Genomic DNA, 24503 nt, shown 5'->3' with positions numbered 1-24503 from the left:
ATGAATTTCATAAACCTTTATTATATATATTTATATTTTCATCAATTTATATTCTTTATTATAAAAATCCTGAAAGTATTGATTTTACAAAAATTATATATTTAATATTTATCATACTTATATTTTTTGCTTATATTCAGACAAATCATTATCGTACTTTCTCTTTACTTTACATTGATTTAAATATTTATAATTCTAATAGATTAACAGCTCCGTTTGGAAACCCATATGATCACGCTTTTATAGTAATGTTTTTTTGTATATTTTTTTTTTATAAATATATTTTTTTAGGTCTTAAATTTATAATACCTTTTTTTATATCTTTGTGGATGTTACTTGAGTCTGGTTCAAGATCTAATGCTTTTGGTTTTTTGATAATCTTTATAATATTTATACCTTTTAGTATTATATTTTCTAATTTACGATTGAAAAAAAAATTATTCTTTTTATCACACCTTATTATTGTTCCTGTAATTTTTCATTTATTTGATATTTCCGGAGTGCTTTCAAAAGATTATTCCATTATATATGGTCAGTTTTTAGATTTTTTTACAGAAGGAAATATAGGACAATCTGGTCAAGCAAGAATAGAACAACTAATTTTAGTTTTTGAAAGAGCTATAAATCACCCATCGCTTGCATTATTTGGAAACGGTCCTTCAAAGGGCTTAGAGCTTGGTTTTTATAAATCTGGAGAAATATATTACTCTGAACACTTGGAGTCAGCCATTGTATATATTTTATTTAGATATGGGTATCTTGGTATATTGTTTTTTTTTACAGTTTATATAATTATTTTCAGATTATTGTTAATTAATAATAATAATTTAGATAAATTTAATGATTACAAAATATTTAATCTATCATTTCTTATTTGGCACATATTTATGTTTTTCACTTCGATAGGAGGTTTTTATATTGAGCAACCAAGAGTATCTTTTTTCTTTTATTTTTTATTGGGGTTTGTTTTGATAATAAAAAGAAATTTAAATTTTTATAAAAATCAATGAAAAAATATTTCAAAAATTTAAAAAAAAAACTAAATGTATGGATTCTGCAGACAGGAGAACCCTTAATCATTGATGGAAAAAAATCAAGGTTTATGAGGGGCATGAATCTTGCAAATAAATTAGTTGATCAAGGTCACAATGTATTATTTTTTTCCAGTAATTTTGATCATCAAAAAAAATTATTTAGGTATAATAAAAATAAAATTATTAATTTTAATTCAAAATTGAGCTTTCAATTAATTGACAGCCCAGGTTATGAAAAAAATATAAGTATTAAAAGATTTTATGACCATTTAATTCTAGCTTTAAATTTGAATAAAATAATTAACCAAAAAAAAAGTAGGCCAGATGTAGTTTTTATAGGTTATCCGCCTATTGAAATATCCTATGTGATGTCTAGATGGCTTTATAAACGTAATATACCTTATATTCTAGATATTAAAGATCAATGGCCCGATCTTATTGTAGAAATTTTTCCAAAAAAATTACATTTTTTAATTAAATTAATTTTATTTCCTTATTATTATTGCTTTAAACAAACAATTAAAAAAGCAACCTCAATAACCTCAATGTCAAATTCATTCATAAATTGGAGTCTGAAAATTTCAAAAAAAAAAAATAATGTGCTTAATAAAGTAATACCTCTTGTTTCAAATAAAAATAAAACAAATCATTATAATAAAACCTTATCAAATAAATGGTGTGATAAAAATAAGATATCGAATAAAAATTCGTTTAATATTTTATTTTTAGGATCCTTATCAAGAAGTTTTGATTTTGAAACTATTATTAAATGTGCAAAAAATATTCAAGATATTAAAAATAATAAAAATATGATTATTAATTTTATTATTTGCGGAGATGGAGAGTTAAAAAAAAGTTTAATAGAAAATAGCAAAAATTTATTTAATATTAAATTTATGGGGTGGGTTGATAGTGACAAGATTGCTTCAATAGCGTCTAGATCGAATATAGCAATAGCACCATATAAAAATTTTAATAACTTTAAGGACAATATTCCAAATAAAATTATTGATTATATATCTTTTGGATTACCTATATTATCACCACTTAAAGGAGAAGTGTCATCATTAATTAAAAAAAAGCAAATAGGTATTTCTTATAAAGATGGTTCAAATGTTTCTTTAAAAAACAAGATATATGAACTTTTGAATAATAAAAAAAAATTAAATTTATACTCAAATAATGCAAAAAAACTTTATAAAAGTAACTATACTTATGATATAGTTTATGGAGATGCAGTAAATTTAATTGAAAAAATTCATAAAAATAAAACTGATCTATATACTTTAAAAACTTAATTATTTTATTAGTGAAGCAATTTAAATACAAAATTGGAATAATTGGCCTTGGGTATGTTGGTCTTCCACGCGCACTTCAGTTTTGTAAAAAAGGTTTTACTGTATGTGGTATAGACTCTGACATAAAAAAAATTAAAAAATTAAAAACTGGAAAAAGTTATCTTACTAATGTGAATGAAAATGAAATTAAAAAATTTATAAAAAAAAAACTTTTTTTACCAAGTATAAAATTTACTGATTTACAAGATGTTGAGAACATTATTATTTGTCTACCAACACCACTTACTAAAAATTTTAACCCAGATTTATCTTTTATTAAAAAAACTTTCTTCAAGCTAAAAAATATAATTAGAGAGGGTCAGTTAATTTGTTTAGAGTCCACGTCTTATCCAGGCACAACATATGATATTTTTGTAAAATATTTAAAAACAAAGTATTCTTTAGGTAAAAATTTTTATATTAGTTTTTCGCCAGAAAGAAATGATCCAGGATTAAAGTTAAACATTGACTCAATTCCAAAAATAGTAAGTGGTTATTCAAAAAATTGTCTTAAAAAATCTTATAATTTGTATAAACATATTTTTAATAGAGCAATTAAGGTTGATTCACTTGAAATAGCCGAAATGACCAAGATATACGAAAATGTATTTAGAGCTGTAAATATTGGTTTTGTGAACGAAATGAAAAAAATTTGTAATGCAATGAATATAGATACTTATAAAGTAATAGATGCTGCGAAAACAAAACCATTTGGTTTTATGCCTTTTTATCCAGGACCTGGTCTTGGCGGACATTGCATACCAATTGATCCTTTTTATTTAAGTTGGAAAGCTAACAAATTAGGTCTACAGACAAATTTTATCAAAATTTCAGGTAAAATTAATAGATCCATGCCTTTATGGATAATTAAGAAAATTTATTTTCATATATTTAAAAAAAAAAACAAAATTAATTTTGAAGGTAAAAAGTTTTTGATTTTAGGTATTGCTTATAAAAAAAATATTAATGATTCTAGAGAAAGTCCTGCTTTAGAAATTATTGATCATTTAATCAAATATAACGCAAAAGTAAATTTTTTTGACCCTTTTTTTAATAAAATTCCTAAAACAAGAAATTATGATTTGCAAAATGTAAAAAAAATCAATCTCACAAAAAATAATATTAAAAAATTTGATGCAATAGTTATAGTTACTGATCATGATAAAGTTAATTACAAAAATGTTTTTAAAAACTCTAAGATGATATTTGATACCAGAAATAAAATTAAATTTAGAAGCAATAAAGTTATTCAGTTATAAGATATAAATAAATGAAACTAAATTTTTAATTTTTTTAAAATAATACTATTTTTGATAAATAATTAAAAAATGTACTTATCTTTCAAAAGATTTTTAGCTTCAAATAATTATTTTTGGAAATATAGACATTTAATACAAAAAAATATCTTTAAAAAATCATATGGCATATTGCCAACAAATCATTTTAAAAAAGTTTTTAAAAAAAAAAAAATTATTTCTGTATTAGATTTTGGATGTGCCACAGGAGATAAATTAGAGTACTTTGTTTCTAGAGATGCTAAATATATTTTTGGTATAGATATAAATAAAAAAGCAATTCATACTTGTAAAAAAAAATTTAGATATAATAAAATTTTTAAAAACTTTGATGTTAGTTTAACTGAAAAAAAACTTTCTGAATTTTTAAAAAAAAGCAAATTAAAAATCTTTGATTTGGCAATATTAGATAGAGTTTGTTATATTTTAGATCTTAATGATTTAAATAATATTCTTAGAATTATATGCAAAAACTCTAAATATATATATATTGACGATTTTTTTTATAATAAAAAATCTTTGAAATTAAGAAAAAATTTGTTTGGTTATAACCATACTAATTTTGACTTAATATTTAAAAAATTTAAATTTAAAAAAATTTTTTATGGAAAATCACCATACAAAAAAGTTTTAAATTCAAATGTAAAATCAGCTTTATTTAGAAATCAAAGTTTTTGAAATATAAAAAAAATTATTTACTATATTAATTTTAAAATCAAATTTCTTCTTAATTAAGCATTTTTAAATATAAATTTATTAATTTAAATTAATTCTTTTAATTCTCACTTATTTGATTATTATCAATTCCATGATCAGGAATTTAATTAATCCATACAAATTCCAACAACCAATTTCAATTAAAGAGACTAGTTCGCATCAATTAAAAAAATTTCTAGAATTAATGTATATTCTTAGAAAAACGGAGCAAAAATTAGCTTTTGAAAGAGAAAAAGGTTTCATTGGTGGGCCAGTTCATCTTAGTGTTGGGCAGGAAGCAATTTCGGTAGGTATATCTAAAAATTTAAAAAAAACAGATAGAGTATTTGGTAATCATCGTTCACATTCTCACTTACTTTCACTTAATCCAAATTTTTATAAATTATTTGCTGAAATTCTTGGTAAAAAAACTGGCTTTTCTAAAGGTATGGGTGGATCTATGCATCTTTATGATAAAACTCATGGGTTTTATGGATCAACACCTATTGTTGCTGGTACTGTTGCGCTTGCTGTTGGTGCTGCTATCGCGGCAAAAAAAAGCAATTTGAAAGATATTAGTGTGTCTTATTTGGGAGATGGTGCAATCGAAGAAGGAGTTGTTCATGAAAGTTTTAATTTGGCTAAAATGCTCAAATTGCCAATATTATTTGTAATAGAGAATAATTTATTCGCAAGTCACATGCACATTTCAAGTAGACAACCAAATGAATTTAGCTCAAGATTTGCAGACGCTAATCGTCTTCCATTTAAATTATTAGATGGAAATAATGTTGTCTCAGTATATGAGAACTCGAAAAAAATTATAAACAAAATTCGCAATGGTAGTGGACCTGCAATTTTAGAGCTAATAACTTTTCGATGGTATGGTCATGTTGATTGGAGGGAAGATATTGATGTGGGAATAAAAAGATCTAAAAATGATATTCAACATTGGAAAAAAAGAGATCCGATTAAAAGATTGTCACAATCTATGATTAATTCTAAATTATGGTCATTAAAAAAGGAAAAAGATTTAAATGATAAAATTGATTTGGAGATTAAAATTGCGTGGGATAAAGCAAGGAAGGATCCATTTCCCTCAATAAACTCAATTAATAAACATGTATACTCCAAGGATTAATTAGATGAAAACCAAAAAATATAATTATGGCACAGCAATTTTGGCTGCATTTGAGTACTTGTTAAAAAATTACAAAGAAACTTTCGTAATTGGTCAAGGTTTATGGAGTCCTTGGTACGTAGGTAATTCAATGACAGATTTAGATAAAAAATTTGGTAAAAATAGAATTATTGATACACCAGTCTCTGAGTCTGCAGTAACAGGAGCTGCTATAGGAGCCTCTCTTGCGGGAATGAAGCCTATTGTAGTTCATCCAAGAATGGATTTTATGTTATATTCAATGGATGCAATTGTTAATCAGGCAGCTAAATGGTCTCATATGTTTGGAGGTCAAGCTAATCCTGAAGTGACAATTAGAGGTATTATCAATAGAGGAGGAGAGCAGGGAGCACAACATTCTCAAGCTCTTCATTCTTGGTTTGCCCATGTTCCAGGTTTACGAGTTGTAATGCCTTCAACAGTTGCAGATGCAAGAGATTTACTTATAGCCTCGGTTTTATGTAAAGATCCAGTAATTTATATTGATGACAGGTGGTTATACGAACAAGAAGAAAATTTACCTAAAATAATTGAACTTGATTTAAAAACTCAAAAACCGAAAATTACCTCAAAAGGAAAAGATGTTACCATCATAGCTTCGGGCTACTCCTCATATCTAGCAAGACAAGCAAAGGAAAGATTGAGAAAAGTTAATATTAATCCTGAAATTATTGATGTGAGAGTATTAAATCCTCTTTATATTAAAGATATTGTAAAGTCTGTAACAAAGACTAGAAAATTGGTCGTGATAGATCCTGGATGGGTATCCTCGGGGTTTTCAGCTGAGTTAGTTGCAAAAGTAGTTGAAAATTTAGATGCTCAAACTTTAAAAAGTCAACCTCTGAGAATTGCTTTGCCGGATGCGCCTGCTCCTACAGCAACTATTCTTGAAAAGAAATATTATACTTCAGTTGAAGATGTCTATAAAAAGGTTAAAAACTTAGTTCTTAAATAAATACCAAAATCTTAAATATGAAAAATATCCCCTTTTTTGAATATCCTAAACTGTGGAATGATTATAAATATGAGTATAGTTCTATAATTGATAAAGTTGCATCATCTGGTGGATTTATATTACAAAAAGAATTATCAAACTTTGAGATCGATCTAGCCCAATTTACTGGTGCTAATTATTCTGTTGGAGTTGGAAATGCAACTGATGCAATGGAAATATTTTTAGAAGCAATAGGTCTAAAAAAAGGTGATGAAATTATTATATCATCTCACACAATGTTAGCGACTGCTTCTGCTATAAAAGTTGCAGGAGGAACTCCTGTACCAGTTGACATAGGTGATGATAATTTAATATGCCCAAAGTCAATTGAGGAAGCTATCACTCCAAACACAGTTGGAATTATGCCTACCCAATTAAATGGAAGAGTCTGTGATATGGATAAAATTAAAAAGATTTCACAAAAAAATAGTCTGTTTATTGTTGAAGATGCAGCACAAGCACTAGGAGCTAGATTTAAGGGACAACATGCTGGTACTTTTGGATTAGCATCATGTATCAGTTTTTTCCCTGCAAAAGTATTAGGGTGTTTTGGTGATGCAGGAGCTGTTCTGGTAAATGATAAAAACCTATATCATAAAATTTTTCAAATACATGATCATGGACGAGATCTTGACGGCGAAGTTAAAAGATGGGGACGAAACTCAAGACTTGATAATATTCAGGCTGCAATTTTAAGTCATAAATTAAAAACATATAACAAAGTTGTTGAAAGAAGAAGAGCTATAGCACAAATGTATCAAGATTTATTAAAGGACCTTGAGGAGATACAGCTTCCACCATATCCAAATAAAAATTCTGATCATTTTGATGTTTATCAAAACTATGAGATTACCGCCGATAAGAGAGATGAGTTAAAAAATTATTTGAATGAAAAAAATATAGGAACGTTAATCCAGTGGGGTGGTAAAGGAATTCATCATTTTCAAAATTTAGGATTTAATCAAGTATTACCTAATACAGATAAATTTTTTAAAAGATGTATTATGCTACCAATGAATTTATTTGTAAGTAATGACGATATTGATTATATTTGTAAATCTATAAAGGAATTTTATAGAAAGTGATAAAAAGGACTATTGATATTATATTTTCATTAAGTGGTTTGTTGTTTTTTTCTCCAATTTTAATTCTATTTTTAATTTTAGTATGGAGATATGATAAAAAATCACCTCTGTATATCTCTCAAAGAATAGGAAAAAATAGTAAAATATTTAATTTAATAAAAATAAGAACTATGACTTTTGATGCAGACAAAAAAGGTATTAGTTCTACAAGTGATAATGACACTCGTATAATTCCAATAGGACAAAAAATCAGGAAGTATAAAATAGATGAGTTAACACAGTTATTTAATGTTTTGATTGGTAACATGAGTTTAGTTGGGCCTAGGCCTAATGTTAAATCTGAAGTAGATTTTTATACCGAAGTTGAAAAAGAATTACTCTTGGTAAAACCAGGGATAACCGATTTTTCATCCATAGTATTTTCAGATGAAGGTAAAATTTTAGAAAATAAAGAAAATCCAGATCTTTCATATAATCAACTGATAAGACCTTGGAAGAGTAGGTTGGGTTTAATTTATATAAAGCATCAGTCAATCTTTTTAGATTTTGAGCTTATAATTTATACTTTAGTCGCTTTAATTTCAAAACCTATAGCTTTAAAACGAATAGTTAAAAAATTAAAAAAATTTAATGTTAATAAAAAAATTATTGAAGTTGCAAAAAGAGAAAATGAACTTTACCCTTATCCTCCTCCAGGATCAGATAAAATTGCTGTATAAAGACCCAATAATTTATTTTAAATTTAATATAAGTTAAGAAATAGCTTAATTATAGCATGGTTTTGTCAAATTCTTAGGATGATAAATCAAAATAGCTTAGATCGCTCTCAAAGCTGGAGGTTTAAATAACAGAAAAACTATCAATATTATGACTAATAATTATCATAAATTTTCATTGTTATTGTTTTTTGATATTTCTGCTTTAATATTAATTCTTAAATTACGATCATGTCAATTTTAACAGAAGTATCTAAAAATATTTTTAACCTCCCTCGTAATACTAAGAGAATAATAGCAATTCTAATAGATATAGGTCTATGTATTTTTTGTACTTGGCTTGCGTTTTTTTTAAGGTTAGAGGAATTTGTTAGAATTAATAATGTAACAACTTTAGCTGTTGAGATTTCAATACTCATTTCAATTCCAATATTTTGGTTAATGGGTTTGTATAAAACTATTATTCGTTTTCAAGGTCTGTCAATAATTTTTACAGTGTTTATTGCTTCTTTCGCTTACTCAATTTTATATTTTTCAATTATTGGCATTTATGGAATTCAAGGTATTCCAAGATCTATTGGTATTATTCAGCCTATTTTATTATTTCTATCAATTTCATTATCAAGATTAAGTATCAAATTTTTATTTTTATCAAATTTAAAAACATCAAAAAATAGAACTAATGTGTTAATTTATGGAGCTGGAACAGCTGGAAGACAGTTACTGACTAGTTTAGAAAGCAATACAGAGATGAAAGTTGTTGGTTTTTTAGATGATAACCCTCAATTTCATAGACAATTAATCTTAGGTAAAACAGTTTATGATCCTTTAAATATAAATAAATTAATTATTACACAAAATATAGAAACAATCTTACTAGCGCTTCCTTCAATTAGTAGACATAAAAGAAATAAAGTTATTAATTATTTAAATAAATATAAAGTAATTGTTAAAACACTTCCAAGTGTACAAGATATTGTAGATGGCAGAGTGTCCGTATCAGATATTAAAGATTTTAACATTGATGATCTTTTAAATAGAGAACAAGTTAAACCTAATTTAGAGTTATTATCTAAAAATATAAATTCAAAAGTTGTAATGGTTACAGGTGCAGGGGGCTCTATCGGTTCAGAGCTATCTCGACAAATCATAAAATTAAATCCTAAAAAGCTAATTCTTATCGAATCAAGTGAGTTTGCTCTTTATAAAATAACTGAGGAATTAAAAAATATAATTAAAAATGAAATTATTATTCCTTTACTAATTAACGTTCAAACTAAATCAAAAATTGAACAAGTATTTAAAACTTTTAACATAGACACCGTTTATCATGCAGCCGCTTATAAACATGTGACTTTAGTTGAAGAAAATATTTGTGAAAGTATAAAAAATAATGTGTTTGGAACGTTTAATTTGGCAGAAAGCGCACTTAAATATAATGTTTCAAATTTTGTCTTAATATCCAGTGATAAAGCAGTTAGATCAACAAATATTATGGGTGCCACTAAAAGGCTTGCTGAAATTTGTGTACAATCTCTTTATGATAATCAAAATCAAAAATCCAAATTTGCAATTGTAAGATTTGGTAATGTATTAGAGTCTTCAGGCTCTGTTATTCCAAAATTTAAAAAACAAATTAAAGAAGGTGGTCCTGTAACTCTAACTCATCCTGATGTAACTCGTTATTTTATGACAATAATTGAGGCATCCCAATTAGTTATTCAAGCAGGTGCTATGGCTGAAAAATGTGAGGTGTATGTTCTTGATATGGGTGAAAGTATTAAAATTAAAGATTTAGTTGAAACAATGATAAAACTTTCAGGACTTACGATTAAAAATGATAAAAATTTAGATGGAGATATTGAGATTAAAATAATAGGCCTTAGACCAGGTGAGAAATTATATGAAGAATTATTACTAGGGGACAATCCTGAAAAAACTTATCATGAAAAAATTCAAAAAGCTAAAGATCCTTTTATCCCCTTCAATAAACTTAAAATAGATTTAGATCATTTATCAAATTTAATTGAGGAAAATAAATTAGATAAAATTAAACATATGCTGGAAAATTTAGTTACATCTTATCAATCAAATTCAGAAATAGTTGATCATTTTTATGAACAAAAATCAAATTCAAGGAATTATTTAACATCAACTAAAATAATTAATAGTGATCAAAATAAAGTTATAAGAATTAAAACTAAATAATTTTTTAACTTGGAAATTTAATGAATCTTAAATATTTAAATTCAGTCTTAATTAATTTAATAATAGTTTCTATCATCCCTTTTTTAATATGGGGACCTTTTTTTCCAGATTTAATTGTAAGTATTTCAGCACTATTTTTTTTATTTTATGTATTTAAAAATAAAGAATTTTATTTCTTTAATAACAAACCATTAATAATTTTTTTTATTTTTTGTATTTATTGTATTTTACTAAGTATATTTGTAGCTGAAGACATAAAGCTTAGTTTTGAAAGCTCATTATTTTATTTTAGAATAGGAGTGTTTAGTTGTTTTATTTGGTATTTAATTGACAAAGATAAAAGTATTTTAACTTTCTTTTACTACTCATTAGTTTTATGTTTTTCAGCATTAGTAATTGATGGCTACATTCAATATTTTACAGGAAAAAATATTTTAGGAATTACTCATTGGGAAAATTATAGGATCTCATCTTTTTTTGGAGATGAGTTAATAATGGGCTCTTATGTTTCAAGGCTCTATCCATTATTGTTTGCGTTATTCTTAATAAAAAAAAAAAGATTGTTTGAAATTTATTTTGTGTCTTTATTGTTTATACTTGCATCTGTTTTAATTTTAATGTCAGGTGAAAGAACCGCTTTATTTTTTCACGTTATTTCATTGTTATTTATATTTATATTGATTAATCGTTTTGTTAAATTAAAGATAATTTTAGCTTTCTTTATAATAGTTTTTTTAAGTATTTTGATTTCAACTAATGAAAAATTACAGCATCGTTTTATTGACGACCCAATCTCACATATGCAAATATTTAAAAAAAATCAAAAAACTTTTATTTTTACACCTCATCATGACAGTTTAATTCGGACCAGTTTTAATATTTTTAAAGATCAGCCAATTTATGGACACGGTCCTAAAATGTTTAGATTATTATGTAAAGATCCAAAATATAGATTTGGTATTAATCCTTGTAGCACTCATCCTCATAATTTTTATATTCAATTATTGGCAGAAACTGGAATAATAGGATTTTTATTTTTGTTTAGTGCTTTAAGTTATGTGATTTATACATCTTTAAGACAATTTAAATCAATAATTTTTAGACAAAAAAGGCCTTTATCAGATTACCAAGTTTGTTTGTTAGCTGGAATTTTAATAACTGTATGGCCTTTAACACCTAATGGTAATTTTTTTAATAATTGGTTGATGGTTGTTTATAGTTTACCCATAGGTTTTTATCTTCAATCTATTTATTCTAAAAAAGCTATAAAATAAACAAACTTATGTTGAGATGATTTTATTGTTTAAAAATTGAGTTTTTTTTGAGGAAAGATAAATAGATTAATCTTTACATGTTAATGTTTTTTTAGTATTTAAACTTGCCTGGTGATTATTGCGAAAGTGTAATACCCGATCCCATTCCGAACTCGGAAGTCAAGCCTTTCAGCGCCAATGGTACTTTGTCTTAAGACATGGAAGAGTAGGACATTGCCAGGCATATCTAAAATGAAAAATCTCATAATTGTTACTGGTGGTGCAGGATTTGTTGGATCAAATCTAATCGAATTATTACTTAAGAAAACCAATTATAAAATTATTAGTTTAGACAATTATTCTTCAGGATCAAAAAAAAATCATATCAATCATAAAAGAGTTAATTACCTAAAAGGCGACACTTCTAATATTGATAAAATATTAAATAAATATAAAAAAAAAACAAATTCTATTTTTCATTTTGGAGAATTTGCGAGAATTTTTCAAAGTTTTAAAAAATTTGATGAATGCTATCGATCAAATTCAATTGGCTCAAAAGCAGTTTTTAAGTTTTGCTTAGATAATAATATAAAATTAATTTATTCAGCAACTTCTGCAAGTTTAGGAAGCAAAGGTGATGATAAAAATCTTTCTCCTTATGCTTTTACAAAATCTAAAAATTTAGAATTATTGGAAAATTTAAAAAGATGGTTTAACTTTAAATTTGAAGTTATTTTTTTTTATAATGTATACGGTCCAAGACAAATTAAAGTCGGAGACATGGCAACAGTAATTGGTATATTTGAAAATCAATATCAACAAAAAAAATCGTTAACTGTTGTTAAACCTGGTACACAGTCAAGACGATTTACTCATATAAATGACACTGTTCAAATTTGTTATGAAGCTTTTAAAGCAGATAAGTGTAAATATTATAGTATTAGTAATAAAAACTCATATTCAATACTAGAAGTTGCAAAAATGTTTCAAAGCAAAATTAGGTTCTTAAAACCAAGATTAGGTGAAAGATATGCATCTGCTTTGACTAAAATATCAAGTAATAACAAAATAATTCAAAAATATGGAAAATTACAATTGAAAGATTATGTAAGTTCCTTTATTAAGAGCCACAATTATGAAAATTAAAAGCTCATTAAAATCTATTAAAAAAAGAGACTTAAACTCTAAGTTGGTTAGAAGAAGAGGAAGAGTTTACGTCATTAACAAAACGAACCCAAAATTTAAAGCAAGACAGAAATAGTTTTATGGATAATGAAAACCATAAAAATACTTGGAATAATTTTACTAAGTTTGTTTTATGGGGAACAGTTGCTGTAATTACAGTTTTAGTTTTAATGGCAATATTTCTTTTATAATATCTTAATTTAAATTTTTATGAATTTAGCCTCAATTTCAGAAAACCATAATATTGAGAAGAGAATAGCTATAACTCCTGAAATTGCGAAAAAATATATTAGTTTAGGATTTAATTTAACTTTACCAAATAATTATGGAACCCACTTAGGTTTTAGTGATGAAGACTATAAAAATTTAGGAGTTAATTTTTTAGATAATGAAGATGAAATAATAAAAAATTCCGAAATTGTTATTCAATTAGGATTACCTGATGAAGAAAAGTTATTATTATTTAAAGAAAATCAAACTTTGATCGGTTCATTGAATGCTTTTTTAAATAAAGAAAAATTAGAGAATTTAAAATCTAAAAAAATAAATTGTTTTTCATTAGAGTTGCTACCAAGAATAACAAGAGCTCAATCTATGGATATTTTATCATCACAAGCTAACCTTGCTGGTTATAAAGCTGTTGTGGAGGCTTTCCAAGTTTATGAAAAAGCAATTCCGATGATGATGACAGCAGCAGGAACCATTCCTGCAGCAAAAGTATTAGTGGTTGGAGCAGGGGTTGCTGGATTACAAGCAATTGCAACTGCGAAAAGAATGGGGGCTGTTGTATTTGCAACTGATGTCAGAATGGCATCAAAAGAACAAGTTGAAAGTTTGGGTGGTAAATTTTTAACCGTTGAAGGATCTGAGAATTTAGAAACAGAAGGTGGTTATGCAAAAGAAGCTTCAGATGAATTTAAAAAGAAACAAGAGGAATTATTAACTGAGACATTAAAAAAAATTGATATAATAATTTGTACTGCTTTAATTCCAGGAAGAGAAGCTCCAAAAATTATTAAAGAAGATATGTTTAAAAACTTACAACCAGGTTCAGTTATTTATGATTTAGCAGCCGTTCAAGGAGGAAACACCACTTTTACTGAAGTTGACAAAATTGTTGAAAAAGATGGTGTTAAAATTTTAGGGGAGGCAAATATTTTAAATAAATTACCTGTATCAGCTTCTAATTTGTATGCTAAAAATGTATTTAATTTTATCTCTAATTTATATGATAAAGAAAATAAGAAACTAAATATTAATTTAGAAGATGAAATAATAGAGAAAACACTTATTAAATAGTATTATGGAAATAGATCCTTTTATATTCAGATTAAGTATATTTATATTGTCAATTTTTGTTGGATATTATGTGGTGTGGAGTGTAACGCCCTCGTTACATACACCATTGATGTCAGTAACTAATGCAATCTCTTCAGTAATTATTGTTGGTGCAATTATTGCAGCATTATCGGGGAGTGATGGAGTAGTGTTTTCTTCATCTAGTATTTATGGATTTTTAGCGATTATTTTAGCAGCCGTTAATATATTTGGAGGTTTTTTAGTTACCCAAAGAATGCTTGCTATGTATAAAAAAAAGAAAAAGGATAAATAATTCATGTCTGCAAATTTATCTGCAATTTTGTATTTGGTATCTGGAGTATTATTTATTTTAGCTTTAAGGGGCTTGTCCTCTCCTGAAACTTCAAGACAAGGAAATTTATTTGGAATTATTGGAATGGTGATAGCTGTGACTGTAACATTTCTTTCAGTTGGAAATTTTAGTTCTGGATTTATTTATGTTTTAATATTTTTAGCTATCGGTGGAAGTATTGGGGCATTTATTGCATATCGTATTCCAATGACAGCAATGCCAGAATTAGTTGCTGGATTTCATAGTCTAGTTGGTTTAGCTGCAGTATTTGTTGCAATCTCAGCCTTTATTAATCCAGCTGCATTTAATTTAGGGACACCGGGAAATATTAAGCTTGCAAGTTTAATAGAAATGGCAATTGGAGCAGCTGTTGGTGCAATCACTTTTTCTGGATCTGTAATAGCTTTTTTAAAATTACAAGGAATAATGTCAGGTGCGCCTATAACCTTTAAAGGTCAACACTTATTAAATGCATTATTATTAGTATTAATTGTTATTTTAACAATTTATCTTTGTTCATCACAATCTGCTAATTTATTTTGGATATTAATAGCAGTATCTTTTTTAATTGGATTTTTAATTATTATTCCAATTGGTGGTGCAGATATGCCAGTTGTAATTTCAATGTTGAATTCTTATTCAGGTTGGGCTGCTGCTGGAATTGGATTTACTTTAGAAAATACAGCTTTAATTATTACAGGTGCACTGGTTGGATCATCTGGTGCAATACTTTCATATATAATGTGTAAAGGAATGAATAGATCATTCTTTAATGTTATTTTAGGAGGTTTTGGTGCAACAGACCAAACTTCTCAAAGTCAAAATAAAGAACAAAAACCAGTTAAAAGTGGTAATGCAGATGATGCAGCTTTCTTAATGAAAAATGCATCTTCAGTTATAATTGTTCCTGGCTATGGAATGGCAGTAGCACAAGCACAGCATGCGTTAAGAGAAATGGTTGATACATTAAAGAAAAATGATATCAAGGTATCATATGCTATTCATCCTGTTGCAGGACGTATGCCAGGACATATGAATGTTTTATTAGCTGAAGCTAATGTTCCATACGATGAAGTATTTGAATTAGAGGAAATTAATAATGATTTTGCTAATGCAGATGTTGCGTTTGTAATTGGTGCAAATGACGTTACTAACCCTGTAGCAAAAACAGATCCCCAAAGTCCAATTTATGGAATGCCAGTTTTAGATGTTGAAAAATGTAAGTCAGTATTGTTTGTTAAAAGAAGTTTATCTCCAGGATATGCAGGAATTGATAACGATTTATTTTATAAAGAAAATACTTTAATGTTATTTGCAGATGCTAAAAAAATGACAGAAGATATTACAAAAAACCTGTAGATTTAATGAATACAAAAATTTTTTGTGATATTGCGAATTTATCCTCGATAAAAAAATTTAATAAATTTAAAATTGTAAAAGGTTTCACAACAAATCCAAGCTTAATGAGAAAAGCTGGAGCTAAAGATTATAAATCATACTCAAAACAAATACTTCAAATTTGTGGAAACAAACCCATTTCTTTAGAAGTATTTGCTGATAATGAACAATCAATGATTGAACAGGGAAAAAAAATTAATAGTTGGGGTAAAAATGTATATGTTAAAGTTCCAGTAGTTAACTCAAAAAATAAATTTACAGGTAATGTAATAAAAGAGCTAAATAATAGTAATATTAAATTAAATATAACAGCTGTTTATACTGCTAAACAAACAGAAAAAATTTTAAAAGTTTTAAATAAAAAAACAAGAGTAATTATCTCAATTTTTGCTGGTAGAGCAGGAGATACTGGAAAAGATCCAGTTCCAGAGTTTGTAAAAAGTATAAAGTTGGCAAAAAAATTTAAAAATGTTGAGATTTTATGGGCAAGTGTAAGAGAGCCATATAATTATTTACAAGCAAAACAATTGGGCTGCCACATCATAACAATCCCACCTTCAATTATCGAAAAAATTCAAAAATTTGGAAAGTCGTTTGATCAATTAACACAAGAAACTGTTAAAGCATTTCTTGTTGATAGTAAAAAGTCTAATTTTAAAATCTAAAAGAATTGGTTGCGGGGGACGGATTTGAACCGCCGACCTTCAGGTTATGAGCCTGACGAGCTACCAGACTGCTCCACCCCGCGGTATAATTAAATTCTGTTTTTAAGCTTGTTAAGCTTCTTAACTCTTTTAATATTTTCTTGGAGAATTCTTTTCTTTTTTTCAGATGGTTTTTCATAAGTATTTTTCAACTTTATGATTTTAAAAAAACCATCTCTTTGAAGTTTTCTTTTTAAAACTCTAAGAGCTTGTTCAACATTGTTATCTTTAACTTCTATTTTAATAACTACCTCCAAAAAAGTGAGTAGATAACACTTTTATATTTTTATGTCTATAAGTTTTATTCATTAATTACTTACTTGTTGTGCAAGTTTAGCTTTTTCTTTTTGCTTTTTCTCTCTTACTATTCTTCTTTCTGCTTTTTCAATAGCATCAAGCAAATCTTTTTGAGAAAATAAATTTAAAGCAACAGGATCTTTTGGAGTTAAACTATTATAATTCCAGTAACTTTTATTTCTTATTGAAGTTACAGAATTTTTAGTTACCCCAACCAGTTTTGCAATTTGTGAATCTTTTAAAATTGAATGTTGTCTAATCAACCATAAAGCTGAGTCTGGTTTATCTTGTCTTTTTGAAAGTGGAATATATTTTTTAATTTTTTTGTCTTCTCCTGAAACTTCAACATCTGTACTTTTTATCTGTAATGGTCTTTCATTATCTTTCGATGATAACTCAATTTCTTCTCTTGTTAATTGACCTGAAATAATTGGATTATATCCTTTTATTCCTTTTGCAACTTCTCCATCAGCAATCCCTTGAACCTCAACTTCATGCAACTTACAAAAATCTGCAATTTGTTTAAAACTGAGTGTTGTATTATCTACTAGCCATACAGCTGTCGCCATAGGCATTAAAGGTGCGTTTGACATTAATTTTTGCTACTTGTTTTAAAGTTTTGGAATTTTTTATTAAATTTTGAAATTCTACCTTTATCCATTAATTTTTGTTTTCCACCAGTCCAGGCTGCATGAGATTTAGGATCAATTTCTAATTTTAAAATTTCTCCTTCTTTACCCCAAGTAGATCTAGTTTCAAACTGAGTGCCATCTGTCATTTCAACTTTAATAGAGTGGTAGTTTGGATGTATATTTTTTTTCATGGCGAAACTTATAGCAAAAGAAATTACTAAAACAATTAAAACTTTAATTAAATTAAATTAATTTATCTTCAAAAATGGTGATTTAATTTACTTTTTAGCTGGAAGTAAAAGGGAGATAAATGAAATAATAAAGAATGCTAATAAAGATAATATACCAACTAATTTAGCTATTTGATTTAAGCTCACTGAATTTTCTATACTTAATTCTGGGTTTTTAACAATTGTCACTGGATTTTTAGGCTCAGTCAAACTACGAACTTGATTAATCAATTCATTAATGAGTTTTGATAAACTCTGAATTCTATTAAATATTTTTTCAATTGAATATTCTTTTTCAGAAACTGCAATGGGCAATAGAAGCAATTCTTTTTGTCTAATTAAATTATTTTTATCCATCTCAATGTCCTGAATTTTAGAAATCGTTTCTAGTTTGAAGCTATTTAGTTCAAGCTCACTTCCTATTGACAAAATTTTATCAAAAACTTCTCCATCTAATTGAGTTGTGCTTGAACGATCGTTATCTTGTTGATTAGAATCTGAGTTTATATTAAATTTATCATTTATATCTAAATATTCTAAACTATCTTTTAAGCTTTTTATGTGTCTTTCTTTACTTTTAATATCTATATCTAGCTTTTCAATTGCTAAATCATTTCCCATTTTATTAGATAATTTAACTACCAGTAATTGAGTAAAATCAGCTTTATTTGATATACTGTTTAGATCATAGTTTACTAAAATTTCTGAATAATTGTTATTTAACACTGATAGATTACTTTGGATTGAACTAACGGTATTTGAGATAATGTTTAAAAGCTCAGTATCACTTAAAGATTCTATTAAATCTAAATTAATATTTCTTAATTTAAAATCAAAATTAGTGGACTTTTGCATTAAATTTTTATTAACAATATTTGTTAGTTTCAAAATAAAGTTTTGTGCTTGATTTGCAGATAGATTTAAAGGCAAATGATAAAGCTTTATTGTAATTAATTCTTTACTGCTGTCTTTTAAATTACCAACTAATGCTTTTAAATTATCCTCTGAAAGATTTAAGTTTTTAACATCCTTTGCTGACAGCGAGACAATGATATCTTGTAACTTTTCTGAAAGTGGATCTTTAGCAAACATAATATTAACGTTTTTAGAAAAATCACTTGCAGATAAATCAAGTGAACTTTGCATTATTGCTTCCTCAATATATTCATAAGATTTAAAAGCAGAGATAATTCGTGAATTATTTTCTCCTAGTTCGCCACTTAGAATTAGGGTGACATATTGTTGTTTTTGATTTTGAAAAAAGTTTTGATTTAGAAATGTCCCAAATAAAGATAGTAAGCCAATTATTATTGTTCCAAAGAAAACTAATCTTCTAGAACTCCACCATTTTTTTAAAAGTTCTAAAATATCTATTTCTTCTTCTTTTAACTTTGATTTATTTGTTTTCACAAGTATTTAAATAATAGAAAACAAACGATATTCAAGCATTATAAAAAAAGTATATTTTATCCAAAATTGAGATTAATTCTGAATTTATTTAGGAATATTTTAAAAATTAATCAAAGTTTTTAGCATTTGATCGTTTATGGAAGCACTTGATGCTTTAATATCAATGTTGTTAGTTGGAAATTCATGAATATTATTTACAATTCCACCTGCCTCTTCAACTATCAATTTTCCTGCAGCGACATCCCATAAATTAATTTTGTTATGAAAAAAGCCATCTAATCTACCTGATGCCACATATGCCAAATCTAAAGCAGCACATCCACTATACCGCATATTTAAGTCGCTAAATTTTACACCCTCATGGTTGCTTGAAAATAAGCAATCTTCAATAGAGTTTTTTTTTGAAACTCTTAATCTATGGTTGTTTAAAAAAGCACCTTTATCTTTTTCTGCAAAAAACATTTCGTCTTTAATAGGATCAAAAATTAATCCACTTACAATTTCATTTTTTGATTGTAAAGCTATACAAATTGCAAAATGAGGGATGCCATGTAGGAAATTTGTGGTTCCATCAATAGGATCTATGATCCAGATATTTTCTTGATCCTTATTTTTAATTGATCCGACCTCTTCTGATAGAAAAGAATAATTTTTTTTAGTTTTACTTAGTTCTTCTATTAAGATTTTTTCTACTAGTTTATCAGTTTTTGTTACAAAATCTCTTGGTCCTTTTTTAGAAACTTGTAATTTTTCAACTTCCCCAAAATCACGAATAACAGATTTAGATGCTTTTTCAGCAGCTTTAATCATAATATTTAGATTTGATGAAATAGAGATCATTGATTTAGATTTTTTTAACGTACTCTAAATTTCTTGTATCTACTATTACTTCGTCTCCAGCCTCAATGAAGGGAGGTACTTGAATGCTCAATCCATTATCAAGTGTTGCTGGTTTATAAGAAGAAGATACTGTTTGACCCTTAAGAGCAGCATCAGTTGTTTCTATTTTACATTGTACTTGATTAGGTAATTCTATTGAAATTGGATTTTCATTATAAAAACTGACAGAGACTTCAAGATTTTCCGTTAACAATTTTCCCTGATCTCCTACAATTTCTTTTTTAATTTCTATTTGTTCAAAAGTTTTTGGCTCCATAAAAAAATAATTACTTTCATCTTCATATAAATAATTAAATTTTGTTTCCTCTAATGACGCTTTTTCCACTGTTTCACTCGATCTAAATCTTTCATTGAGTTTAGTATTTTTACCAACACTTTTCATTTCAACTTGTGCAAATGCACCTCCTTTACCAGGTTTGACGTGTTGGGTTTTTAATACTTGCCATAAATCATTTTTATATTCTAAAAGCATTCCAACTCTTATTTCACTCGCATTTATTTTCATTTTAAACTTTCTATTGCTTTTATAGGTTTGTATTCTTTATTATTCCAAATGTAGCCTGAGATAGCTAAAAAATCTGCGTTATTCAATAAAAGTTTTTTATAATTATTTGAATTTATTCCACCGATGGCAACTATTGGAATATTTGTTAATTGTTTTGCTTTGTTTAACGTTTTTATATTTGATTTAAAAAGTGGTTTTTTTGTTTTGGAGGCAAAAAATGCCCCAAATGCAATATAACTAGCATTATTTTTAATTGCTGATTTTGCTAGTTTTATTGAATTATGGCAAGTTATTCCAATAATTTTATTACCAATAATATTTCTTGCTTCTTTAATGTTTACATCTTTTTGACCTAAATGACATCCATCTGCATTTAAATTTTTTGCAAGGATAGGATCATCATTAACAATAAATTTTACACTATTTATTTTACATATTTTTTTAATTTTCTTTCCAATTAATAATTTTTTTTTGTAAGAATATTTTTTCAATCTCATTTGAAAAAAACTTATCTTATTTGTTTTAAATACTTGTTTAAGATCCTGGTAAAAATTTGAATAAATTTTATTTGGAGAGATGAGATAAATAAATTTTTTTTTATTTATTCTCAAGTTCGCTTGTCCATTTTCCTTGTGCAGCTAATGTGCACATTCTAGCTCTGTGGTTGAAAACATTTTGAGTTCCAATAATATTTTTTGTATCTGTTGACCAAAATTTAAGTGCACTTTGCTGTAAGGCTCTTCCATAAGAATAGGTCATGATAAAATTAGTATAATTTTTTTTGTTAATTAAATTTAAATTTTCAGTTGCCTCTATTTCTGACTGACCCCCTGATAAAAAAGCAATACCCGGAACTTCAGACGGCACTGAATTTTTAAGACACTCAAGTGTTTTTTCTGCAACTTCTTCATTTGAAATTTTATTTTTTGAATTATTACCTGCTAAAATCATATTAGGTTTTAAAATAATTCCTGATAAATCAATTTCATGTAAGATTAATTCCTCAAAACACTTTTTGATAACCTCAGAAGTTTTATTTAGACAGTCTTCAGCAGAATGATCTCCATCCATTAAAACTTCTGGTTCAACTATTGGAACCATCTCACATTCTTGAACTAAGGCTGAATATCTTGCAAGTGCATGTGCGTTAGAATGAATTGCAAGTTTACTTGGGTATTTTTCGCTTATAGAATAAACACCTCTCCATTTTGTAAATCTTGCACCAAGTTCATAATATTTTTTCAATCTTTCTCTTAGCCCATCGAGGCCTTCTGTAATTTTTTCTTCAGGTGAGTTTGCTAAATTTTTTGCACCTGTATCCACTTTAATTCCAGGAACAGCACCAGTGCTTGAAATTACATCTGGTATAGATTTACCTGTACTTGTTATTTGATTAATAGTTTCATCAAATAAAATCACACCACCTATACAATCATTCATGCTTTCAGAACTTAAAAGTGTTTCTCTAAATGCTAGTCTATTTTCTGGAGTTGACTGAACATTAACTGCTTCAAGTCTTTTAGTCATGGTGCCATTACTTTCATCAGCTGCAAGTATTCCTTTACCATTAGCGAGTATTTTAAGGGCTATTTTGTTAAGTTCAGACATATTAATTAAGAGCTTTTATACCAGGAAGCTCTTTCCCTTCAAGATATTCTAAGAAAGCTCCACCAGCAGTTGAAACAAAATTAAAATCTTCAACAGCATTTAAACTATTCAGTAATGATACAGTATCACCACCACCAGCAACTGAATAAATTTTATTTTCTTTATTATTTTCAATTATTTTTTTTGCAATTTCAATACTGCCATTTGCAAAATCAGGATTTTCAAAATATCCAGCGGGCCCATTCCACAATATTGTTTTAGTAATATCTATAATTTCAGAAATTTTTTTAATTGTTTTTGGTCCCATGTCTAAAATCATTTCATCTGAATTAATTTCACTTAATTCTTTTATTTTAGGTAGGCCATTTAAATTATTGGAAACAACAACATCTTCAGGGTAAATAATTTTACAATTTTCTTTTTTTGAAAGCGAAATTATTTCATTTACAATTGAATTCACATTTTCTTCTTTAATCGATTTTCCAATATTATTTCCCTGATACTCAATAATGTTATTAGCCATACCTCCAACAATTATAATATTATCAAACTTTGATATTAAATTTTTAATAACATTAATTTTTGTTGAAATCTTAGATCCTCCAATAATGCATGTAACAGGTTTTGTAATATTAGAAGTAATTTTTTTTAAAGCCTCAATTTCTAAATCTAATTGTAAACCTGAAAATGAAGGTAAAAATTTTGAAATTTCACAAACTGAAGCATGAGCCCTATGAGAGCATGAGAAAGCATCATTAACATAAATATCACCTAGACTTGCTAAATGTTCTGCAAATTTTTCATCATTATTTTCTTCTTCTGGATAATATCTTATATTTTCTAGAAGTAGAATTTTTTCATTAAAACCTTCAATAAAATTTTTATCAATTTTATAAATATTATCTTTTATTAATTTTACTTTTTCATTTAATTTTTTTTCTAATTCTTCTCCAATTGGCTTTAATGAAAGCTCCTCTACAATTTTGCCTTTAGGTCTTCCTACATGTGATAAAATAATTATTTTAGAATTTTGTTCTAATAAAAATTTAATAGTCTGAACGATTTTATCTATTCTTGTAGTATCTGTAATTATTCCATCAATTAACGGAACGTTTAAGTCCAATCTTAAAATTATTTTTTTATTTTCAAGATTGTGCTGCCCTAAAATACTTCTCATTAAGAGTTTTGATCAATATATTCAGCGATATCACACATACGATTAGAAAAACCCCATTCGTTGTCATACCAAGCAGAAATTTTTCCCATATTATTTCCCACAACATTTGTTAATGAACTATCAACAATTGCTGAGGCAGAATGATGATTAAAATCAATAGACACTAATTTTTCTCGAGTAATTTCTAATATATTTTTGAGTTTATTTTTTGAAGCTAATTCAAATGAATTATTTATTTTTTTAATATCAATATTTTTTTTGGTACAAAAAACTAATTCTACAAGAGAAACATTTGGTGTTGGAACTCTCATAGCTACACCCTCTAATTTCCCTTTTAAACTTGGGATTATCTCACCAATTGCTTTGGATGCCCCAGTTGATGTTGGCACAATAGATTGGCTAGCTGCTCTTGCTCTTCGAGGATCTTTATGAGAATTATCTAAAATTCTTTGGTCACTGGTAAAAGCATGAATTGTAGTCATAAAACCTTTTTCTATCTCAAAGTTTTCATTTAATACATGAACTACTGGTGCTAAACAATTTGTAGTACATGAAGCTGCTGAAATTATGAGATCATCTTTAGACATATTTTTTTCATTTACTCCAAAGACAATTGTTTTGTCTGCATTTTTACATGGAGCTGATACAATCACTTTCTTAGCTCCATTATTTATGTGAGCTATAAGTTTTTCTTTAGAATTAAATTTTCCTGTGCATTCAAAAACATAATCAACATCAAATTTTTTCCAATTAATGTTTTCAATATTAGATTCTTGAGAAAATGAAATTTTATCTTTGTTTATAATTAAGTGATTTTCATCAAATCCTACATCTGCATTAAATTTTCCGTGAATAGAGTCGTATTTAATTAGTGTACATGTAGTCTCTGAATTTGATCTGTTATTGATATGTTTAATTTGTAAATTTTTGTTTTGACTTTCAATTATTGATCTAACTACCATTCGACCAATTCTACCCATTCCATTTATTCCAATTTTTATAGTCACA

Annotated in this window: 27 protein-coding genes, 1 tRNA gene and 1 rRNA gene; 18 read left to right on the top strand and 11 right to left on the bottom strand. The window is 26.8% G+C overall.

Annotated elements, in window-relative coordinates:
- The 18 genes from ACTTBN_RS04445 to ACTTBN_RS04360 form a co-directional block, all read left to right on the top strand.
- On the top strand, positions 1 to 1010 hold a 1010-nt coding region (locus ACTTBN_RS04445; RefSeq protein ID WP_440681192.1), incomplete at its 5' end, for a hypothetical protein.
- Complete coding sequence (locus ACTTBN_RS04440) at positions 1007 to 2332, top strand: glycosyltransferase family 4 protein (protein WP_440681191.1); 1326 nt, start codon at positions 1007 to 1009, stop codon at positions 2330 to 2332. The genes ACTTBN_RS04445 and ACTTBN_RS04440, both read left to right, overlap by 4 nt.
- A gap of 11 nt (positions 2333 to 2343) precedes the next feature.
- Complete coding sequence (locus ACTTBN_RS04435; protein ID WP_440681190.1) at positions 2344 to 3630, top strand: nucleotide sugar dehydrogenase; 1287 nt, start codon at positions 2344 to 2346, stop codon at positions 3628 to 3630.
- A gap of 69 nt (positions 3631 to 3699) precedes the next feature.
- The gene (locus ACTTBN_RS04430; RefSeq protein WP_440681189.1) at positions 3700 to 4344 is read left to right on the top strand and encodes a methyltransferase domain-containing protein; all 645 of its coding nucleotides are present in this window, start codon (positions 3700 to 3702) and stop codon (positions 4342 to 4344) included.
- A gap of 130 nt (positions 4345 to 4474) precedes the next feature.
- Positions 4475 to 5503: a thiamine pyrophosphate-dependent dehydrogenase E1 component subunit alpha gene (locus tag ACTTBN_RS04425; RefSeq protein ID WP_440681188.1), complete on the top strand. Its 1029-nt coding sequence runs from the start codon at positions 4475 to 4477 to the stop codon at positions 5501 to 5503.
- A gap of 4 nt (positions 5504 to 5507) precedes the next feature.
- On the top strand, positions 5508 to 6497 hold the full coding sequence (locus ACTTBN_RS04420; protein WP_440681187.1) for an alpha-ketoacid dehydrogenase subunit beta: 990 nt from the start codon (positions 5508 to 5510) through the stop codon (positions 6495 to 6497).
- A gap of 17 nt (positions 6498 to 6514) precedes the next feature.
- On the top strand, positions 6515 to 7621 hold the full coding sequence (locus ACTTBN_RS04415; protein ID WP_440681186.1) for a DegT/DnrJ/EryC1/StrS family aminotransferase: 1107 nt from the start codon (positions 6515 to 6517) through the stop codon (positions 7619 to 7621).
- On the top strand, positions 7618 to 8340 hold the full coding sequence (locus ACTTBN_RS04410; protein ID WP_440681185.1) for a sugar transferase: 723 nt from the start codon (positions 7618 to 7620) through the stop codon (positions 8338 to 8340). The genes ACTTBN_RS04415 and ACTTBN_RS04410 overlap by 4 nt, the downstream gene beginning before the upstream one ends.
- Positions 8341 to 8568: 228 nt before the next feature.
- Positions 8569 to 10545, top strand: a complete 1977-nt coding sequence (locus ACTTBN_RS04405; RefSeq protein WP_440681184.1) for a polysaccharide biosynthesis protein — start codon at positions 8569 to 8571, stop codon at positions 10543 to 10545.
- 20 nt (positions 10546 to 10565) lie between these two features.
- Positions 10566 to 11819 (top strand): O-antigen ligase family protein, encoded by a 1254-nt coding sequence (locus ACTTBN_RS04400; protein WP_440681183.1) that lies wholly within the window; start codon positions 10566 to 10568, stop codon positions 11817 to 11819.
- A gap of 107 nt (positions 11820 to 11926) precedes the next feature.
- Positions 11927 to 12041, top strand: a 5S ribosomal RNA gene (rrf, locus tag ACTTBN_RS04395).
- 9 nt (positions 12042 to 12050) lie between these two features.
- Positions 12051 to 12944, top strand: a complete 894-nt coding sequence (locus ACTTBN_RS04390; RefSeq protein ID WP_440681182.1) for an NAD-dependent epimerase/dehydratase family protein — start codon at positions 12051 to 12053, stop codon at positions 12942 to 12944.
- Positions 12934 to 13059 (top strand): type B 50S ribosomal protein L36, encoded by a 126-nt coding sequence (gene ykgO, locus ACTTBN_RS04385; protein WP_008545413.1) that lies wholly within the window; start codon positions 12934 to 12936, stop codon positions 13057 to 13059. The genes ACTTBN_RS04390 and ykgO overlap by 11 nt, the downstream gene beginning before the upstream one ends.
- 4 nt (positions 13060 to 13063) lie before the next feature.
- Positions 13064 to 13174, top strand: a complete 111-nt coding sequence (locus ACTTBN_RS04380) for an aa3-type cytochrome c oxidase subunit IV (protein WP_075506037.1) — start codon at positions 13064 to 13066, stop codon at positions 13172 to 13174.
- Between the two features lie 19 nt (positions 13175 to 13193).
- Positions 13194 to 14282: an NAD(P) transhydrogenase subunit alpha gene (locus tag ACTTBN_RS04375; RefSeq protein WP_440681181.1), complete on the top strand. Its 1089-nt coding sequence runs from the start codon at positions 13194 to 13196 to the stop codon at positions 14280 to 14282.
- A 4-nt stretch (positions 14283 to 14286) separates the two neighbouring features.
- On the top strand, positions 14287 to 14595 hold the full coding sequence (locus ACTTBN_RS04370; RefSeq protein ID WP_262590263.1) for a proton-translocating transhydrogenase family protein: 309 nt from the start codon (positions 14287 to 14289) through the stop codon (positions 14593 to 14595).
- 3 nt (positions 14596 to 14598) lie between these two features.
- Positions 14599 to 15993, top strand: coding sequence for an NAD(P)(+) transhydrogenase (Re/Si-specific) subunit beta (locus ACTTBN_RS04365; RefSeq protein ID WP_440681180.1), 1395 nt, complete (start codon positions 14599 to 14601; stop codon positions 15991 to 15993).
- A 5-nt stretch (positions 15994 to 15998) separates the two neighbouring features.
- Positions 15999 to 16697 (top strand): transaldolase family protein, encoded by a 699-nt coding sequence (locus ACTTBN_RS04360; protein ID WP_440681179.1) that lies wholly within the window; start codon positions 15999 to 16001, stop codon positions 16695 to 16697.
- Positions 16698 to 16703: 6 nt separating this feature from the next.
- On the opposite strand, the gene ACTTBN_RS04355 is transcribed toward ACTTBN_RS04360, so the two are convergent.
- From ACTTBN_RS04355 to gap, 11 genes are all read right to left on the bottom strand, one after another.
- Positions 16704 to 16780, bottom strand: a tRNA-Met gene (locus tag ACTTBN_RS04355).
- Positions 16781 to 16786: 6 nt separating this feature from the next.
- A complete protein-coding gene (gene rpsU / locus ACTTBN_RS04350) occupies positions 16787 to 16981 on the bottom strand; it encodes a 30S ribosomal protein S21 (protein ID WP_075521090.1) in 195 nt (64 codons plus the stop codon).
- Between the two features lie 63 nt (positions 16982 to 17044).
- Entirely contained in the window at positions 17045 to 17626 is a 582-nt protein-coding gene (locus ACTTBN_RS04345; RefSeq protein WP_440681178.1) for a cell cycle transcriptional regulator TrcR, read from the bottom strand.
- Entirely contained in the window at positions 17626 to 17856 is a 231-nt protein-coding gene (gene rpmE, locus ACTTBN_RS04340) for a 50S ribosomal protein L31 (protein ID WP_440681177.1), read from the bottom strand. The genes ACTTBN_RS04345 and rpmE overlap by 1 nt, the downstream gene beginning before the upstream one ends.
- An 87-nt stretch (positions 17857 to 17943) precedes the next feature.
- On the bottom strand, positions 17944 to 19305 hold the full coding sequence (locus ACTTBN_RS04335) for a hypothetical protein (RefSeq protein ID WP_440681176.1): 1362 nt from the start codon (positions 19303 to 19305) through the stop codon (positions 17944 to 17946).
- A 99-nt stretch (positions 19306 to 19404) separates the two neighbouring features.
- Positions 19405 to 20145, bottom strand: coding sequence for an inositol monophosphatase family protein (locus ACTTBN_RS04330; protein WP_440681175.1), 741 nt, complete (start codon positions 20143 to 20145; stop codon positions 19405 to 19407).
- A gap of 4 nt (positions 20146 to 20149) precedes the next feature.
- Positions 20150 to 20710, bottom strand: coding sequence for an elongation factor P (gene efp, locus ACTTBN_RS04325; protein ID WP_440681174.1), 561 nt, complete (start codon positions 20708 to 20710; stop codon positions 20150 to 20152).
- Positions 20707 to 21321, bottom strand: a complete 615-nt coding sequence (locus tag ACTTBN_RS04320; RefSeq protein ID WP_440681173.1) for a thiamine phosphate synthase — start codon at positions 21319 to 21321, stop codon at positions 20707 to 20709. Before ACTTBN_RS04320 ends, efp begins: the two co-directional genes overlap by 4 nt.
- On the bottom strand, positions 21308 to 22318 hold the full coding sequence (locus tag ACTTBN_RS04315) for a class I fructose-bisphosphate aldolase (RefSeq protein ID WP_440681172.1): 1011 nt from the start codon (positions 22316 to 22318) through the stop codon (positions 21308 to 21310). Before ACTTBN_RS04315 ends, ACTTBN_RS04320 begins: the two co-directional genes overlap by 14 nt.
- 1 nt (position 22319) lies before the next feature.
- On the bottom strand, positions 22320 to 23495 hold the full coding sequence (locus ACTTBN_RS04310; RefSeq protein WP_440681171.1) for a phosphoglycerate kinase: 1176 nt from the start codon (positions 23493 to 23495) through the stop codon (positions 22320 to 22322).
- On the bottom strand, positions 23495 to 24502 hold the full coding sequence (gap, locus tag ACTTBN_RS04305; RefSeq protein WP_440681170.1) for a type I glyceraldehyde-3-phosphate dehydrogenase: 1008 nt from the start codon (positions 24500 to 24502) through the stop codon (positions 23495 to 23497). Before gap ends, ACTTBN_RS04310 begins: the two co-directional genes overlap by 1 nt.
- Position 24503 lies beyond the last annotated feature (1 nt).

This window comes from Candidatus Pelagibacter sp. HIMB1623 (genome assembly GCF_052047695.1).
Classification (GTDB): Bacteria; Pseudomonadota; Alphaproteobacteria; order Pelagibacterales; family Pelagibacteraceae; genus Pelagibacter.
This window is presented reverse-complemented; position numbering and strand designations above follow the sequence as displayed.

Bases quoted from the DNA above. Each gene is read 5' to 3' on its own strand.
- ACTTBN_RS04315 (WP_440681172.1), bottom strand. From the start codon at position 22,318: ATGTCTGAACTTAACAAAATAGCCCTTAAAATACTCGCTAATGGTAAA.
- ACTTBN_RS04440 (WP_440681191.1), top strand. From the start codon at position 1,007: ATGAAAAAATATTTCAAAAATTTAAAAAAAAAACTAAATGTATGGATT.
- ACTTBN_RS04415 (WP_440681186.1), top strand. From the start codon at position 6,515: ATGAAAAATATCCCCTTTTTTGAATATCCTAAACTGTGGAATGATTAT.
- ACTTBN_RS04425 (WP_440681188.1), top strand. From the start codon at position 4,475: ATGATCAGGAATTTAATTAATCCATACAAATTCCAACAACCAATTTCA.
- ACTTBN_RS04430 (WP_440681189.1), top strand. From the start codon at position 3,700: ATGTACTTATCTTTCAAAAGATTTTTAGCTTCAAATAATTATTTTTGG.
- rpmE (WP_440681177.1), bottom strand. From the start codon at position 17,856: ATGAAAAAAAATATACATCCAAACTACCACTCTATTAAAGTTGAAATG.
- ACTTBN_RS04365 (WP_440681180.1), top strand. From the start codon at position 14,599: ATGTCTGCAAATTTATCTGCAATTTTGTATTTGGTATCTGGAGTATTA.
- ACTTBN_RS04370 (WP_262590263.1), top strand. From the start codon at position 14,287: ATGGAAATAGATCCTTTTATATTCAGATTAAGTATATTTATATTGTCA.
- ACTTBN_RS04360 (WP_440681179.1), top strand. From the start codon at position 15,999: ATGAATACAAAAATTTTTTGTGATATTGCGAATTTATCCTCGATAAAA.
- ACTTBN_RS04330 (WP_440681175.1), bottom strand. From the start codon at position 20,145: ATGATCTCTATTTCATCAAATCTAAATATTATGATTAAAGCTGCTGAA.
- ACTTBN_RS04345 (WP_440681178.1), bottom strand. From the start codon at position 17,626: ATGTCAAACGCACCTTTAATGCCTATGGCGACAGCTGTATGGCTAGTA.
- ACTTBN_RS04400 (WP_440681183.1), top strand. From the start codon at position 10,566: ATGAATCTTAAATATTTAAATTCAGTCTTAATTAATTTAATAATAGTT.
- ACTTBN_RS04380 (WP_075506037.1), top strand. From the start codon at position 13,064: ATGGATAATGAAAACCATAAAAATACTTGGAATAATTTTACTAAGTTT.
- ACTTBN_RS04310 (WP_440681171.1), bottom strand. From the start codon at position 23,495: ATGAGAAGTATTTTAGGGCAGCACAATCTTGAAAATAAAAAAATAATT.
- ykgO (WP_008545413.1), top strand. From the start codon at position 12,934: ATGAAAATTAAAAGCTCATTAAAATCTATTAAAAAAAGAGACTTAAAC.
- ACTTBN_RS04405 (WP_440681184.1), top strand. From the start codon at position 8,569: ATGTCAATTTTAACAGAAGTATCTAAAAATATTTTTAACCTCCCTCGT.
- ACTTBN_RS04420 (WP_440681187.1), top strand. From the start codon at position 5,508: ATGAAAACCAAAAAATATAATTATGGCACAGCAATTTTGGCTGCATTT.
- efp (WP_440681174.1), bottom strand. From the start codon at position 20,710: ATGAAAATAAATGCGAGTGAAATAAGAGTTGGAATGCTTTTAGAATAT.
- ACTTBN_RS04375 (WP_440681181.1), top strand. From the start codon at position 13,194: ATGAATTTAGCCTCAATTTCAGAAAACCATAATATTGAGAAGAGAATA.
- ACTTBN_RS04390 (WP_440681182.1), top strand. From the start codon at position 12,051: ATGAAAAATCTCATAATTGTTACTGGTGGTGCAGGATTTGTTGGATCA.